9 protein-coding genes and 1 pseudogene are annotated in these 15,741 nt (G+C 75.8%); 6 read left to right on the top strand and 4 right to left on the bottom strand.

Annotation, left to right across the window (positions count from 1 at the left end):
• The first annotated feature begins 173 nt into the window (after nucleotides 1-173).
• From pepN to ACFTWP_RS11250, 4 genes are all read left to right on the top strand, one after another.
• The gene (gene pepN, locus ACFTWP_RS11265; protein ID WP_380264206.1) at nucleotides 174-2,795 is read left to right on the top strand and encodes an aminopeptidase N; all 2,622 of its coding nucleotides are present in this window, start codon (nucleotides 174-176) and stop codon (nucleotides 2,793-2,795) included.
• 326 nt (nucleotides 2,796-3,121) lie between these two features.
• Nucleotides 3,122-4,507 carry a ferric reductase-like transmembrane domain-containing protein gene (locus tag ACFTWP_RS11260; protein ID WP_380264205.1) on the top strand — a complete coding sequence of 462 codons (1,386 nt, stop codon included), beginning with the start codon at nucleotides 3,122-3,124 and terminating at the stop codon, nucleotides 4,505-4,507.
• Between the two features lie 68 nt (nucleotides 4,508-4,575).
• Nucleotides 4,576-5,055, top strand: a complete 480-nt coding sequence (locus ACFTWP_RS11255) for an FMN-binding protein (RefSeq protein WP_380264204.1) — start codon at nucleotides 4,576-4,578, stop codon at nucleotides 5,053-5,055.
• On the top strand, nucleotides 5,052-5,885 hold the full coding sequence (locus tag ACFTWP_RS11250; protein ID WP_380264203.1) for an FAD:protein FMN transferase: 834 nt from the start codon (nucleotides 5,052-5,054) through the stop codon (nucleotides 5,883-5,885). The genes ACFTWP_RS11255 and ACFTWP_RS11250 overlap by 4 nt, the downstream gene beginning before the upstream one ends.
• 153 nt (nucleotides 5,886-6,038) lie before the next feature.
• Here ACFTWP_RS11250 and ACFTWP_RS11245 read toward each other — a convergent pair whose 3' ends face one another.
• The 3 genes from ACFTWP_RS11245 to ACFTWP_RS11235 all read right to left on the bottom strand — a co-directional run bounded on the left by ACFTWP_RS11245 (nucleotide 6,039) and on the right by ACFTWP_RS11235 (nucleotide 8,928).
• Nucleotides 6,039-6,272, bottom strand: coding sequence for a hypothetical protein (locus ACFTWP_RS11245; protein WP_266320523.1), 234 nt, complete (start codon nucleotides 6,270-6,272; stop codon nucleotides 6,039-6,041).
• Between the two features lie 43 nt (nucleotides 6,273-6,315).
• Nucleotides 6,316-8,487 (bottom strand): 4-alpha-glucanotransferase, encoded by a 2,172-nt coding sequence (gene malQ, locus ACFTWP_RS11240; RefSeq protein ID WP_380264216.1) that lies wholly within the window; start codon nucleotides 8,485-8,487, stop codon nucleotides 6,316-6,318.
• Nucleotides 8,488-8,577: 90 nt separating this feature from the next.
• A complete protein-coding gene (locus ACFTWP_RS11235) occupies nucleotides 8,578-8,928 on the bottom strand; it encodes a hypothetical protein (RefSeq protein WP_380264202.1) in 351 nt (116 codons plus the stop codon).
• Nucleotides 8,929-9,149: 221 nt separating this feature from the next.
• Here ACFTWP_RS11235 and ACFTWP_RS11230 point away from each other — a divergent pair, with 221 nt between their 5' ends.
• Nucleotides 9,150-13,121 (top strand): beta-N-acetylglucosaminidase domain-containing protein, encoded by a 3,972-nt coding sequence (locus ACFTWP_RS11230; RefSeq protein WP_380264201.1) that lies wholly within the window; start codon nucleotides 9,150-9,152, stop codon nucleotides 13,119-13,121.
• 271 nt (nucleotides 13,122-13,392) lie between these two features.
• Here the strand turns inward: ACFTWP_RS11230 and ACFTWP_RS11225 are convergent.
• Nucleotides 13,393-13,896: pseudogene (locus ACFTWP_RS11225) on the bottom strand (HNH endonuclease); the annotation flags it as partial.
• A 532-nt stretch (nucleotides 13,897-14,428) separates the two neighbouring features.
• On the opposite strand from ACFTWP_RS11225, the gene ACFTWP_RS11220 reads away from it, so the two are divergent.
• Nucleotides 14,429-15,532: a mechanosensitive ion channel family protein gene (locus ACFTWP_RS11220; RefSeq protein ID WP_380264215.1), complete on the top strand. Its 1,104-nt coding sequence runs from the start codon at nucleotides 14,429-14,431 to the stop codon at nucleotides 15,530-15,532.
• Nucleotides 15,533-15,741 lie beyond the last annotated feature (209 nt).

The following is a 15,741-nucleotide window of genomic DNA, read 5'->3' as shown; positions in this document are numbered from 1 at the left end:
CCGGGCGCGCCATCGACGTGCTGGTGCTGGGCGGGGCCGGCGTCGACACCATCGTGCGGTCCGGCCCGCCCGCACCCGCGCGGGGCCCGTCGTTCCCCTGACTATTCCGCCGCTGCGGCCCTCCGGCCATGGGAGGATGCGAAGCATCCCTGCCTGACGAAGGAGTCCTGCGAGTGCCTGGCACAAACCTGACCCGTGAGGAGGCCCGCACCCGGGCCCAGCTCCTCCACGTGGACGCGTACGACATCGAGCTCGACCTGAGCTCGGCCCGCCTCGGCCCCTCCTCGCCGGAGACGGGCGAGGAGGGAGGCACCTTCCGGTCCACCACCGTGGTCCGGTTCAGTGCCAACACCCCCGGCGCGTCCAGCTTCATCGACCTGGTCGCGCCGAGCGTCAGCGAGATCGTGCTCAACGGCGAGAGCCTGCCGATCGACGCCTTCGCCGACAGCCGGATCGCCCTGCCCGGCCTGCGGGCCGAGAACGAGCTGCGCGTCGTCGCCGACTGCGCCTACACCAACACCGGCGAGGGCCTGCACCGCTTCGTCGACCCGGTCGACGGCGAGACCTACCTGTACACCCAGTTCGAGGTGCCGGACGCCCGCCGCGTCTTCGCCTCCTTCGAACAGCCGGACCTCAAGGCCGCGTTCAGGTTCACCGTGACCGCCCCCACCGGGTGGGTCGTGGTCTCCAACTCCCCCACCCCGACGCCGGTCGGCGAGGGCGCCACCCAGGTGTGGGAGTTCGAGCCCACCGGGCGGATCTCCTCGTACATCACCGCACTCGTCGCGGGCCCGTACGTCGGCGTCTTCGACACGTACGAGAACGGCGCGCAGAAGGTGCCGCTCGGCGTCTACTGCCGCCCGTCGCTGCGTGAGTTCCTCGACGCCGACGCCGTCTTCGCCGTCACCAAGCAGGGGTTCGACTACTTCCAGGAGAAGTTCGACTTCCCCTACCCGTTCGCCAAGTACGACCAGCTCTTCGTCCCGGAGTTCAACGCCGGCGCGATGGAGAACGCGGGCGCCGTCACGCTGCGTGACCAGTACGTGTTCCGGTCCAAGGTCACCGACGCCGCGTACGAGTCCCGGGCGGCGACCATCCTGCACGAGCTGGCCCACATGTGGTTCGGCGACCTCGTCACCATGGAGTGGTGGAACGACCTCTGGCTGAACGAGTCGTTCGCCACCTTCGCCGAGGCCGTCTGCCAGGCCGAGGCCCCCGGCTCCAAGTGGCCGCACTCCTGGACCACCTTCGCCAACCAGATGAAGACCTGGGCCTACCGCCAGGACCAGCTCCCCTCCACCCACCCGATCATGGCCGAGATCAACGACCTCGAAGACGTCATGGTCAACTTCGACGGCATCACCTACGCCAAGGGCGCCTCGGTGCTCAAGCAGCTGGTGGCGTACGTCGGGCAGGACGCCTTCTTCAAGGGCGTCCAGGCCTACTTCAAGCGCCACGCCTGGGGCAACACCCGCCTCAGCGACCTGCTCGGCGCCCTGGAGGAGACCAGCGGCCGCGACCTCGGCGCCTGGTCCAAGGCCTGGCTGGAGACCGCCGGCATCAACATCCTGCGCCCCGAGCTGAAGCTCGCCGCCGACGGCAGCATCGAGTCGCTCGTCGTCCTGCAGGAGGCCCCCGCGCTGCCCGCCGGGGCCAAGGGCGAGGCCGTGCTGCGCCCGCACCGGATCGCCATCGGCGCCTACGAGCTGCAGGACGGCAGGCTCGTGCGCACCGACCGGATCGAGCTGGACGTCGACGGCGCGCGCACCCCCGTGCCGCAGCTGACCGGCCGCCGCAAGCCCGCCGTCCTGCTGCTCAACGACGACGACCTCAGCTACGCCAAGGTGCGCCTCGACGAGGGCTCGCTGGCCTTCGTCACCGAGCACCTCGGCGCCTTCGCCGACTCGCTGCCGCGCGCCCTGTGCTGGGCCTCCGCCTGGGACATGACCCGCGACGGCGAGCTCGCCGCCCGCGACTACCTGAAGCTGGCCCTCTCCGGCCTGCCCCGGGAGTCCGACATCGGCGTCGTCCAGTCGGTGCACCGCCAGGTCCGCGCCGCGCTCGACGTGTACACCGACCCGACCTGGCGCGAGGAGGGCATCGGCCGCTGGGCCGCCGCCGCCGAGGAGCAGCTGCGCGCCGCCGAGCCCGGCAGCGACCACCAGCTGGCCTGGACCCGGGCGCTGGCCGCCGTCGCCCGCACCGACGGGCAGCTCGCGCTGCTCGCCGGCCTGCTGGACGGCTCGGTCGAGCTGAAGGGCCTCGCCGTCGACACCGAGCTGCGCTGGACGCTGCTCGGCCGACTGGCCGCCACCGGCCGCGCCGACGACGAGGCCATCGAGGCCGAGCTCGCCCGGGACCGCACGGCCGCCGGCGAGGAGCACGCCGCGACCTGCCGCGCCGCCCGCCCGACCGCCGCCGCCAAGGCCGAGGCCTGGGCCTCGGTGGTGGAGTCGGACAAGCTGACCAACTACATGCAGGACGCGGTCATCGCCGGCTTCGTCGACTCGGACCAGCGCGAGCTGCTGGCGCCCTACACCGCCAAGTACTTCGCGACGGTCAAGGAGGTCTGGGAGACCCGCAGCCACGAGATCGCGCAGCAGATCGTGGTCGGGCTGTACCCGTCGGTGCAGGTCGAGCAGGCCACCCTGGACGCCACCGACGCCTGGCTGGCCTCGGCGGAGCCCGTCCCGGCCCTGCGCCGGCAGGTCGTGGAGGCCCGCGACGGCGTGCAGCGCGCCCTGCGGGCCCAGGTCGCCGACCGGGCGGCCGCCGCCCGCGAGCTGGGGCACTGACGCCGCACCGAGGCGCTGAGGCCGTGCCGAGACACTGAGGCCGTGCCGAGGCGCTGAGGTGCTCGGGTGCTCGGGCGCTTCACGGGCGGGCCCGGGGCGGGGGGGCGGGGGCCCGCCCCCCCCCGCCGCGGGGGGTGGCGGAGGTATTTTATAATGAAAACACCCCCCGGGGGGGGTGGGGGGGGGGGGGGGGGGGGCGCGGCCGGGGGGGGCGGGGGGGGGGGGCCGGCCCCCCCCCCCCCGCCCCGCTCTGTCGTTCCCGTAGGGATTTTCAAAGGAAACGCCCATCTTCCGGTGGCACGCTGGCTCGCCAAGGAGGCCAGCCCATGACCACTTCCGCCGCCGGACCAGCCCGACCCCCTGCCCGCACCACGCGGCGCACCCCGCGGGGGGCCCGGCTGCCCGCCGACACCCTCGCCGCCGCCGTCCTCGCGCTCGTCGCGGCCGGCGAGGCCGCCGTCCTGCTGCTCTGGTGGCAGGACACCCGGTCGATCAGCGGCACCGACCAGTGGCTGACCGGCGCAGGGCGGATCACCGGCCTGCTGGCCGGCTACACCGCGCCCGTGCTGATCCTGCTGATGGCCCGGATCCCGCCGCTGGAGCGCGGCCTCGGCGCCGACCGGCTGGCCCGCTGGCACGCCGCCGGCGGGCGCTACCTGGTCGGCCTGCTGACCGTCCACGTGCTCACCGTCGTCTGGGGCTACGCGCTCACCGTGCACCGGAACGTGGCCGGCGAGGCCGTCGACATCGTGCTGCACTACCCGGACATGCTCAAGGCGACCTTCGCCACCCTGCTGATGTTCGGCGTCGGCGCCGTCTCGGCCCGGGCAGCCCGCCGCCGGATGAGCTACGACCTCTGGTACCACCTGCACCTGGCGACCTACCTGGCGGTCGCCCTCGGCTTCGGCCACCAGCTCACCAACGGCGCCGACCTGGGCCCCGGCCCGGCCCGGGTCTGCTGGTACGCGCTGTACCTGGGCACCGCCGCCGCGCTCGGCTGGTACCGGCTGACCGTCCCCGCCCTGCGGGACCGCCGGCACCGGCTGCGGGTCGCCGAGGTCCGCCCCGAGGCGCCGGGCGTCGTCTCGGTCTTCGTCACCGGCCGGCGGCTGCCGGAGCTGCGGGCCGAGGCGGGCCAGTTCTTCCGGCTGCAGTTCCAGGCGCCGGGCCTGCGCTGGACGGCCAACCCGTACTCGCTCTCCGCGCCGCCGCACCCGGACTTCCTGCGCTTCACCGTGAAGGACCTCGGCCGCCACAGCGCCGCCGTGGCCGCGCTGCGCCCCGGCACCGCCGTCCGCGCCGAGGGCCCGTACGGCGCCCTCACCGCGCGCCGGGTGCGCGACCGGGGCCGGCCCGTCCTGCTGCTGGCGGCGGGCGTGGGGATCACTCCCCTGCGCGCACTGTTCGAGACCCTGCCGGCGCCGCGCGGCGGGCTGACGCTCGTCTACCGGGCGAGCAGTGCCGCGGACGTGGTGTTCCGGCAGGAGCTGGCGACGGTCGCGGCCGCGCGCGGCGCCCGGGTGCACTACCTGCTCGGCCCGCGCGCGGAGGTCGGGGACACCGGCGCCGCGCTCACCCGGCTGGTCCCCGGGCTGGCCCGGCATGAGGTCTTCCTCTGCGGGCCGGACGCGCTGGCCGAGGCCGCCGTCCGGGCGCTGCGGGCGGCCGGGGTGCCGCGCGGACGCATCCACCACGAGTCGTTCAGCCTGTGACCGGCCCGGCCGGGGACCGGACCGGCCGTCATCAGAACCACCGTCACCAGACCCATTGGGGAGTCACCGTGCGCAGAGCCGTCGTCGCCAGCAGCGCCACCGTGGCCGGCATAGTCCTGCTGCTCTCGCTCAAGCCGCACGAGGCGGCCACCACCCCGGCCGCCCTCGGCGGCGGCCCGGGCCCGGGCTCGGGTACGAGTACGGGCTCGGGTACCGACGCCGCTGCCGCGAGCCCGTCCACCGGAACGGGCGGCGCCGCCACCGGCACCGTCCGGACGGTCACCGGCAACGCCGCCGACACCCGGTTCGGTCCGGTCCAGGTCAGGGTCACCCTGGACGGAACGAGGATCACCAAGGTGGAGGCGGTCGAGTACCCCACCCACGACCGGCGCGACCAGGAGATCAACGGCTACGCGGTGCCCCTGCTCAACCAGGAGGCGATCGACGCGCAGAGCGCCGACATCGACGTGGTCTCCGGCGCGACCTTCACCAGCCAGGGCTACGCCACCTCGCTGCAGAGCGCGCTCGACCAGGCGGCCGGCCGATGACGGCCGCCGCCACCTCGCCGGGCGCCCTGCCGCGGGCCCTGCGCGCCGCGCCGCTGCGGCACGCCGAACACGTGATGGGGACGGTCTTCTCGTTCACGGTCCGCGACGCCGGGCTGGGTGCCCGGCGGGTCGGCGTCGAGGCGGCGCTGCGGCGGGCGGTGGCCCGGCTGCACGGCATCGACCGGGTCTTCTCCCCGTACTGGCGGGACAGCCAGGTCAGCCGGCTGGCCCGGGCCGAGAGCACCCTCGCTGACTGCGATCCCGAACTCGCCGAGGTGCTGGAGCGCTGCCGGGAGGTCGCCCGCGAGACGGACGGCTGGTTCACGGCGTACCCCGGCGGCCGGCTCGACCCGAGCGGCTGGGTGAAGGGCTGGGCCGTGGAGGAGGCCGTCCGGATCCTGCGCGAGGCCGGCGCGGCGGACTTCAGCGTCGGCGGCGGCGGGGACGTGCAGTGCGTCGGCGGGCCGTGGCGGGTCGGCGTCGCCCACCCGGCCAGGCCGGGCGCGCTGGTCGCGGTGGTGGCCGGCCACGACCTGGCGGTGGCCACCTCGGGCACCGCCGAGCGCGGCCCGCACATCCTCGACCCGCACACCGGCCGCCCGGCCACCGGCCTGCTCTCGCTCACCCTGGTCGGCCGGCGCCTGGCCCGGACCGACGCCTGGGCCACGGCGGCGTTCGCGATGGGCCCCGACCGCGGACCGGCCTGGGTCGAGGCCCGGGCCGGGGTCGAGGCGCTGGCCGTGCTGCCGGACGGCCGCAGGCGCTGGACCAGCGGCTTCCCCGCCCTGGTCGCGCCGGGCGTCCCGCTCGGGCGGTCCGGACGCGACTGACCCGGCTCCGGGCCCGGCCGTCGGCAGCCGGCCCGATCGCCATCCCGCCGCGCTCCCTCTGCCGCCGTCCCGCCGCCGCGCCCCGACACGCGACCGCCCCGCCGGCCACGGTGGGCGGGCGGGGCGGTCGTTCGGCGTGACGGGTGGGAGGCGCTACTTCTTCTTGTCCTTGCCGACGACCGACGGCAGCATGACGAGACCGGCGATCACCAGGAACAGCACGATCGGGAGTGCCACGTACAGGCCGAGGGTCTGGGCGACGCTCAGACCGGCGCCCGGGTCGTCGCCGTCATCCCGGGTCAGGGCCATGGCGGGCGACGACATCAGCATCATCAGCGTGGCCGCTGCGGAAACCGCACCAGCGCGCAAAGCGTTCCTCTTGTCCACGTTTCCACCGTACCGGCCCCTTACCCGGGCCCGCGCGCCGGGGTCAGCCTTCCGGGCCCGACGCCGGGGCCGGTCCGGTGCCCCGCGCGGCCTTCGGGCCCGGCGCGTCGTCGGCGCCGTCGGCCCGCTTCGCCTCGTCGTCACGGTTCAGCTCGGCGAGCACCGCGGCGAGGGCGGCGGTGCCGGGGGCCGCGGCGAGCCGGTCGAGGGTGAGCGGCCGCCCGGCCGCGTCGGCCACCGGGAGCCGCCAGTTGGGGTACTGGTCCCAGGTGCCGGGCAGGTTCTGCGGGCGCGGGTCGCCGACGGTGTCCGGCAGCCAGACGCCCACCAGCTCGGCCGGCGTCGCCAGCAGGAACCGGTGCAACACCTGCGGGTCGAGCGGCTCGCCCTCCGCCAGCAGGCCGAGCCGGGTCAGCTCCGCCCGCCAGTCGGCCAGCTCGGCCACCGCCTCGGCCTGCTCCTCGCCCAGTGCGCGGGCCAGCAGCCCCAGGCGGTGCCGCAGTTCGACGTGCTCGCCGGAGAGCCGGGCGGCGGTGCTCGGCAGGTCGTGCGTGGTGAGGGTGGCCAGGCACCCGGCCCGCCAGCGCGCGGGCGGCAGGATCTCGCCCTTCGCCTGCCAGTCGCGCTCGAACCACAGGACGGAGGTGCCGAGGATCCCGCGCGCCGCCAACTCCTCCCGCACGCCGGGCTCGACCGTCCCGAGGTCCTCCCCGATCACCGCCGTACCGGCCCGGTGCGCCTCCAGCGCGAGCACGCCGAGCATCGCCTCCGCGTCGTAGCGCACGTACGCGCCCTCGGTCGGCCGGTGTCCCTCGGGCACCCACCAGAGCCGGAACAGCCCCATCACGTGGTCGATCCGCAGCGCGCCGGCGTGCCGGGCGGCCGAGCGCAGCAGCTCGGCGTACGGGGCGTAGCCGGCGGCGGCCAGCGCGTCGGGGCGCCAGGGCGGCAGGCCCCAGTCCTGCCCGTGGGCGTTGAAGGCGTCCGGTGGGGCGCCGGTGGAGATGCCGGTGGCGAGGACGTCCTGCAGGGCCCAGGCGTCGGCGCCGTTCGGGTGCACGCCGACGGCGAGGTCGTGGATCAGGCCGACCGTCATCCCGGCCCGCTCGGCGGCCTGCTGCGCCTGCCCGAGCTGCTCGTCCACCTGCCAGGCGAGCCAGCGGTGGAGTTCGATCCGGTCGGCCAGTTCGGTGCTCGCGAGGGTGACGTGCGGGCTGTCGGGACGGCGCAGGCCCTTCGGCCAGGCGTGCCAGTCACTGCCGTGCGCCTCGGCGAGCGCCGACCAGAGGGCGTACTTCTCCAGCCACGCGCCCTCCCGCCGGACGTACGCCTGGTACGCGGCCTCGCGCCCCACTCCGCGCGGGGCCCGGTGCAGCAGCTCCAGCGCCTCCCGCTTGAGCGTCCACACGCCGTCCCGGTCGATCAGCCCGTCGTGCTCCAGCACCTCCGCCCGCAGCCGGGAGGCCCGCAGCGCCAGCTCCTCCACCCGCTCGCGCTCCGCGGCGGGCAGGTACGCGTACTCGGGGACGGCCTCCACCCGCAGGTGCACCGGATCGGCGAACCGGCGCGAGGACGGGCGGTAGGGCGACGGGTCGGACGGCACGCCCGGCAGCGCCGCGTGCAGCGGGTTGATCTGCACGAAGGCCGCGCCCAGCTCGGCGCCCGCCCACTGGGCGAGTTCGGCGAGGTCGGCGAGGTCGCCCATGCCCCAGGACCGCTCCGACAGCACGGAGTACAGCTGCGCGAGGAAGCCCCAGCCGCGGCCCCGAAGGCCGGTCAGTCGCTCGGGGGCCACGATCAGCGCGGCCTCGCCCGTCCGCTCGCCGACCGCGACCCGCAGGCGGTGGCGGCCGAGCGGCAGGTCGGCGGGCAGCCAGTGCGAGCGGGCCGCCGGCAGCGTCCACACGCCGCCGTCCTCCAGCTCGATCCGCACCCGCGCGTCGGCGGGCACGTCGAGCGCCGTCCGCCGCCCGGCCCGCACCACCACCGCCGGCGGCAGCAACCTGGCCCTGACCGCCGCCAGGTGACGCTCCATCGACTCGCGCACGGCCTCCGGCGTCCCCGCCTCCACGCCCAGCGCGGCGAGCACCGCCACCAGCGTCCGCGCCCCCACCGGCACCGGCCCGCTGCCCGGGTCGTACGTACTGTCCACGCCGTGCGCGTGCGCCAGCGCCACCAGCTCCGGCGGAGGCGGCGGGGCGTCCTGCGCCGGCACCTGCCGGCTGCCTGTTTCGTCACGGTCGAGGTATGCGGCCACTCGCGGCTCCTGCGGGTCTCGGCGACTCCCGTACGGGACAGCACAGTCCTACCCGCGCGGGGGTCGGGCGACCCGGCACGACACGGCGGCGCACTGGCCGGTACGGGTGAACCTTCGCCGCCCCGAGCGCCGGGAGCGCCCGGCGGCGCTCGCCGGGCCGGGCGTGCGCCGGGCCCCACGGGCCGGCCCCGGAGGTCTGCGGGCCCCGGCCTTGAGCCGGTTGTCGCCGTCGATGACGGCCGGGCCGTGGTTGCAGCCCGCCGCGATCTGCGAGACCCCGCCGAGCCGGATGCCCCGGGTGTCGACCGGGGTGCGGCGGCTGATCGTACGGTTGTCGCCGAGCCGGCCCCTGTCGTCGAGGCCCCCGGACATCACGCTGCCGTCGGCCAGCAGCGCCAAGGCGTGCGAGGGGCCGGCGGCAATGCGCCTGACCGGTCATCAATCGGTACATATCGGATATACACGCCGCCGACGTTGACACCGCCTGTCCCAACTGGTGGGCTTTGGCCGCGACCGGGGATCGCGGGTGGCGGAGCGCGGCGCCCGGGTCGGTCGCCGATCGATGACCACTCCGTGCGTCCGGCCCGTTGACCTGGGCACTCACTGCGAGGAGGCCCCCTGTGCAGTCCCGTGTGTCCGTAGTCGCCGGCCGCAGGCTGAGGCAGCAGTTGGAGCACAGTGCCGCCCTGCGGGACGTCCTGCAGCATCCGGCGGCGCTCGCCGCCCGGCGGGCGACCGCCCGCACGGCGAGGCAGTTGGCGCCCCGGGCCGCGGACCGGCTGATCGCCGACATCAAGGGCACCGAGCCGCTGCTGGCCTCGGTTCGGGCCGAGCGGGCCGCGGCCGGCTCCGCGGTGCGGATCCCCTCGCCGCGGCGGGCGGCGCTGCAGGTCGCGGCGACCCTCTCGGCCGCCGCGGTGGTGGGCGGCCTGCTGGTGAGCGCCCCGTCCTCGTACGCGGCGCCGACGGCGTACGCGTCGGCGGCCGACACGGCGGACGCGTCACCGCTGACGCCGCTGGGCAGCCTGGCCAATCCGCAGGTCTTCCCGCGGCCGCAGCAGCAGACCGTGGCGGGGCACCCGGTGACGGTGCCGGCCGAGGTCACGCTGGTGCTGGCGCCGAAGGCGGACGACGGCGCGGTGGACGCGGTGCGCGAGGTGCTGGGCATCGCGGGCGCGAACACGCTGACCCCGCAGCCGGATTCGCCGGCGCCGGCCGCCGGTTCGCTGGTGGTCTACGTGGGTGGGCCGGCCGAGGGCTCCGACGCCGAGGTGGACCGGGTGCTGCACGAGCTGGCCGTCGCCGCCGGCGCGGGCGGCAGCGCGGCGCCGTCCCCCGCCGGCCTGCCGGCCGGCGGCTACGTGCTGTCGGCGGGTCAGCTGCCCGCGCAGGGCGGCGGGACGTACGGCGCGGTGGTGCTCGCGGGCGTGGACGCGACCGGGACGTACTACGCGGCGCAGAGCCTGCGGCAGCTGCTGGCGGCCGTCCCGGCGGGCCAGGGCCAGGCCGCGGCGGCGGGCCCGGCCGCGGTGCCCGCCCCGCAGAACGCCGGCTCGCTGGGCCTGCCCGGCATCTCGCTGCGCGACTGGCCGGCCGGCGCGCCGGTGCGCGGCACCGCCGAGGCCTTCTACGGCCGGCCGTGGACCCAGCAGCAGCGTCTGGACCAGCTGGACTTCCTGGGCCGCTCGAAGCAGAACTTCTACCTGTACGCCCCGGGCGACGACCCGTACCGGCTCGCCCGCTGGCGCGACGCCTACCCCGCCGCGCAGGCCGGGGAGCTCGCGGCGCTGGCCTCCGAGGCCCGCCGCAACCACATCACGCTGGGCTACGCGATCGACCCCGGCCAGTCGTTCTGCTACACCTCCGGCAAGGACGTCGACGCGCTGGTCGCCAAGCTGGACGGGCTGCGCCGGATCGGCTTCGGCTCGTTCCAGCTGCAGTTCCTGGACGTCAGCTACGACGAGTGGCACTGCGGCGGGGACAAGCGGGAGTACGGCTCGGGCCCGGCCGCCGCGGCCAAGGCGCAGGCCGAGCTGGTCGGCAAGGTGCAGCAGCGGCTGATAGCGAAGCACCCCGGACTGGCTCCGCTGTCCGTGGTGCCGACCGAGTACCACCAGACGGGCGCCACGCCGTACCGCAAGGCCCTGGCCGCCGCCCTGCCCGAGGGCGTGCAGATCGCCTGGAGCGGGATCGGCGTGATCCCCGAGAAGATCACCGGCGCTCAGACCGCCGACACCGGGACGCTGTACGGGCACCCGCTGGTCACCCTGGACAACTACCCGGTCAACGACTCCAGCCCGGACCGCCTCTACCTCGGCCCGTACACCGGCCGCGATCCGGAGGTCGCGGCCCGCTCCGCCGCGCTGCTGACCGGCGCGATGCAGCAGCCGGTGGCGTCCCGGATCGCCCTCGCCACCGCCGGGGACTTCGCCTGGAACCCGGCCGGCTACCAGCCGGAGGAGTCCTGGCAGGCCGCGGTGCGCTCGCTGGCGGGCCCCGCCGCGGGCCCGGCCGCCGGGCCCGCGTCCGTGCTGGGCGCCGTCACGGCGCTCGCCGGCAACAGCTCCTCCTCCCCGCTGGCCAAGCAGGAGTCCGGCTACCTGGCGCCGCTGCTGGAGCGGTTCTGGGCGGCGGTGGAGCCCTCCTCGGGGAACGCCCCCGACCAGGCCAGGCTGCTGGAGGCGGCGACCCCGCTGCGCGAGGCCTTCACGGCGATGGCGGGCGCCCCGCAGACGCTGGCGGCCGACCGGGCGACGGCGGCGCTGGCCGCGGAGGCCGGCCCCTGGCTGGCCCCGCTGCGCGCGTACGGGCTGGCCGGGCAGGCCGCGATCGACATGCTGCTGGCGCAGCGCGGCGGCGACGGCACCGCGGCCTGGAAGGCCCGGGTGGAGCTCGGCCGGCTGCGCGACCAGGCGGGGCAGAGCCCGGCGACGGTCGGCGCGGGGGTGCTCGGGCCGTTCCTGGAGCGGGCGGTGCGCGCCGCCGACACCTGGGCGGGCGTGGCGGGCGGCAGTGTGACGCCGACCAGCACGCTCGGCGCCGCGGGCGAGCACCAGCCGGCGCTGATGACCGACGACTCCGCCGACACCTTCTACTGGAGCTCGGCGCCGCCGCAGCCCGGCGACTCGGTCGGGATCTCGCTGGGCGACGGCCGCCCGGTGGGCAGTGTGACGGTGCTGATGGGCTCCTGGGGCAACGGACCGGACGCGGCCACCGCGGTCGACGACTACATCCGCGACGGCGTGCTGGAGTACTCCGCCGGCGAGGGCGGCTGGAAGCCGTTGGCCCAGGTCAGCCGGCAGAAGAGCGTGACGGCGGCGGTGCCCGCCGGCGAGGTGGTGCGGGCGGTGCGGCTGCGCGCCACCGCGGCCCAGAAGACCGCCGTCGCGATCCGCGAGTTCAGCGTGACGGCGCCGGGCGAGGCCCCGACGAGCGTGTCCGGCGGCCCGGCCGCGTCGCCCGGGTTCTCGGCCGCCGCCGTGCTGGACAACAACCCCGACACCGCCTACCGGGCGGCGACCGCGCCGACCGCGACGGACGAGCCGCTGACCGTGGAGCTCGGCGCCGACCGTCCGCTGGACCGGCTGACCGTGCTGACCGACCCGAACGTGCGGGCCAGCGCGACCGCGCAGGTGCGCCGGGCGGACGGCAGCTGGGCGGAGATCGGCACCGTGCGGCCCGGCTACAACGAGCTGCCGGCCGGCGGCCTGCCCGCCGGCGCCGTCCGGCTGATCTGGCAGCCCGGCGGGGAGCCGCCGGTGGTGAACCAGGTGATCCCCTGGTACGCCGACACGCCGGTCGCCCGGCTGAGCCTGTCGGACCCGGCGGTGGACGTGGTGACCGGCTCGTCGGCGCCGGCGCAGGCCCGGGCGTTCGTCGAGGCCGGACGGCCCGAGGGCGTGAGCGGGGAGCTGCGCACGGAGGTGCCGGCGATCGCGAAGGGGCTGACGGTCGCTCCGGTGGCCGGGGTTTCGGTGCCGCGCGGCGGCCGGATCGGCACGCCGCTGCTGATCACCGCCACGGCGGAGACGCCCTCCGGGACGTACCAGGTGCCGGTGACCTTCACGGCCGGCGCCAGCAGCGTGCGGCAGGTGCTCCAGGTGCACGTGGTGCCGCCGACCGGCGGCGCGGACCTGGCGCCGACCGCGACCGCGAGCTCCTCCGGCGACGAGACCCCGGCCTTCCCCGCCTCGGCGGTGGCCGACGGCGACCCGAAGAGCCGGTGGTCCTCCCCCGCCTCGGACGGCGCCTGGGTGCAGCTCAGGCTTCCGCAGGCGGTCCACCTGGGCGCCGTGGTGCTGCACTGGCAGGCCGCGTACGCCGCCTCGTACAAGGTGCAGACCTCGGCCGACGGGGTGACCTGGACGACGGTGGCGACGGTGGACGACGGCAAGGGCGGTACCGAGACGGTGCGCTTCGACGCGCCGGGCGCGGCGTACCTGCGGGTGCAGGGCGTGTCCCGGGCGACCAAGTACGGCTACTCCCTCTGGGGGATCGAGGCGTACGCGGTCACCCCGAGTGCCCCGCCCCTCGCGCCGGCGCAGCCGGCTGCTCCGGCCACGCCCCCCGTCACTCCGCCGGCCCAGCCGTAGCGGTGCTGCGGCCCGGACGGACGGCGGGCCGCCGGCGCTCCCGCTGCGGGGTGCGTCGGCGGCCCATGAGGCGTACCGGGATCTGAGGGCAGGCCCTTGTGGAACGGGGTCAGGCGGAGAGCGGTTCGGGCTGCTCGCCGCGGCGGTTCGGGGCGGGGCGCGCGGGCGCGCCGTGCCCCGGGAGGGAATGGGCGGCGTGCGCCCGGCCGAGCGGTACCGGGTGGGCCCCGGCGAACTCGGTATGGTCGTGGTGCTCGTACTCCCGGAACTGGTCGTTCGCCCCGTACGGCTCCAGGTAGGGCCGCCAGCGCGGGTCCTTGATCCCGGTGCCGATGATGCGCCAGGCCAGGCCGCTGGGCGGGGCGGGCTGGCGCTTCATCCGCCAGCCGAGTTCGGTGAGGTGCCGGTCGGCCTTGGTGTGGTTGCAGCGGCGGCAGGCCGCCACGACGTTGTCCCACCGGTGCTGGCCGCCCCGGCTGCGCGGGATGACGTGGTCGACGCTGGTAGCGGCGGCCCCGCAGTAGACGCAGCGCCCGTGGTCACGGGCGAACAGAGCGCGGCGGGTGAGCGGGACGGGCCCGCAGAAGGGGACCCGGACGAAGCGGGTCAGCCGGACGACGGACGGCGCCGGAAGGGCGCTGGTGGCGCTGTGCAGAGTGACTCCCGTGTCCTCCAGGCTGACCGCCTTGTGGTTGAGGACCAGGATGAGTGCGCGGCGCATCGATACGACGCCGAGTGGCTCGTAGGACGCGTTGAGGACCAGGACATGCGGCACGGATGCCTCCTTGGACGCCTGCGGCGCGTGGCTCGCGCCGGGACGAGCGGTTCGACCACGCAGCGGGTGCGTGATCTCCCCCAGTGTCGCCTTACGTGTTCGCGCGGCGCCACCACTCCTGTGTAACGGACCTGACGTGAATTCCGGATGTGTCGTCCGTCATAGCCGGTATGCCCAGGTCGCGGCCGGGCTGCACCCGGCGCGCCGGGGCGTTCTCGGCGCGCCGTCACCCGCCGCCGCTGCGCCGGTCACCGTCCGCCGTCACCCGGTGCGGCCCGGGCGTCCTCCGGCCGGGGCGGCCCTGACTGGCTGTCCGGGGCCGCGGCGGACGGCCGCTAGGCTGGTCCGGACGGCCTTCGGGCCCGGGAGCGGCGCCGCACCGGGTATCCGGCGGCCCTCCACCGCTCCCTGCAGGAAGGCCCCGCACGTGTCCTGGTCCGGTGTCACCGGTCTCCTAGCCGACGCGACCCCGACGGCCCCGCCGTCGGCCCCGCCGACCGGCCCGAGCCAGCCCTCCTCCGCCCTGCCGGGGATCGACCTGAGAATCCCGACCACGGCGGACGAGGTCACCAGCTCCACCAAGGAGGCGGCGAGCTGGCTGGACGCGCACTGGCAGGAGTGGGTCGCCGGCGGGATACGGATCGTCTTCATCGTGGTGCTCGCGCTGGTGCTGCGGGCCATGGTGCGCAAGCTGATCACCCAGTTGATCGCGCGGATGACCAAGCCCGCGGAGGGCGAGGCCGCCGAGCCGGGCCGGCTCGGCGGGCTGCTGGCGAACACCGGGGTGGTCAACCCCGAGCGGCGTCAGCAGCGCTCGGAGGCGATCGGCTCGGTCCTGCGCAGCGTGGCCTCGTTCACCATCCTGGGTACGGCGGCGCTGATGGTGCTGTCGGCCCTCGGGGTGAATCTGGCGCCGCTGCTGGCCAGTGCCGGTGTCGCGGGTGTGGCGATCGGTTTCGGTGCCCGGAACCTGGTGACGGACTTCCTGTCCGGGGTCTTCATGATCATGGAGGACCAGTACGGGGTGGGCGACGAGATCGACACCGGGGTGGCCACCGGCACCGTGCTGGAGGTCGGCCTGCGGGTGACGAAGCTGCGCGGGGCGAACGGCGAGATCTGGTACATCCGCAACGGTGAGGTGAAGCGGATCGCCAACATGAGCCAGGGCTGGTCGACCGCGTCGGTGGACGTCCAGGTCGGCTACAAGGAGGACCTGGTCAGGGTCGAGGCGCTGATCCTGGAGACGGCGGAGGCGCTGTCCAAGGAGTCGCCGTTCGACGAGCTGATCTGGGCGCCGTTCACCGTCCTGGGCGTGGAGTCGGTGGCCGCGGACTCGGTGGTGCTCCGGCTGGAGGCGCGTACCGCTCCGGGCAAGTCCGCGCTGGTCGGACGGGCCCTGCGGCAGCGCCTGAAGGTGGCGTTCGACCTGTCCGGGATCAAGCTCAAGGAGGAGGTCGTCACGGCCGCCGGGGCCGCGGCGGCGGCCGCCGCGGTCGCGCCGATGCTGCTGGTGGACGCCGGTCCGCCGTCCGCGCTGGCCGATCCGACCTCGCCGCGCTCGCTGGCCGCGGCGCCGATACCGGCACCGGCCCGCGCGGCCGACGAGTCCGGCGCCGGGCCCGTGAAGACCACCTGAGCCGAGCCGTCCGCCGGCCCGCCGGGGCCGCTCGCGACCCCGGCCGACAGGGCCGCGCACGCAGTCCTCGGCGCCCGCTCCGGAGCCCCGTCCCCCTCGCCGGGGGGCGGGGCTCCGCTGCGTCCGGTAACGCTTCGGCATCCACCTGCGGGCGGGCCATTGACACCCCGACGAGCCGGGTTCTACGGTCCTCTCCAAGCGACTGGAAA

Origin of the sequence: Kitasatospora sp. NPDC057015 (genome assembly GCF_042673745.1) — a bacterium.
Taxonomy (GTDB): domain Bacteria; phylum Actinomycetota; class Actinomycetes; order Streptomycetales; family Streptomycetaceae; genus Kitasatospora.
Note: the sequence above shows the minus strand (reverse complement) of the source record. Positions and strands in the feature narration are given on the sequence as shown.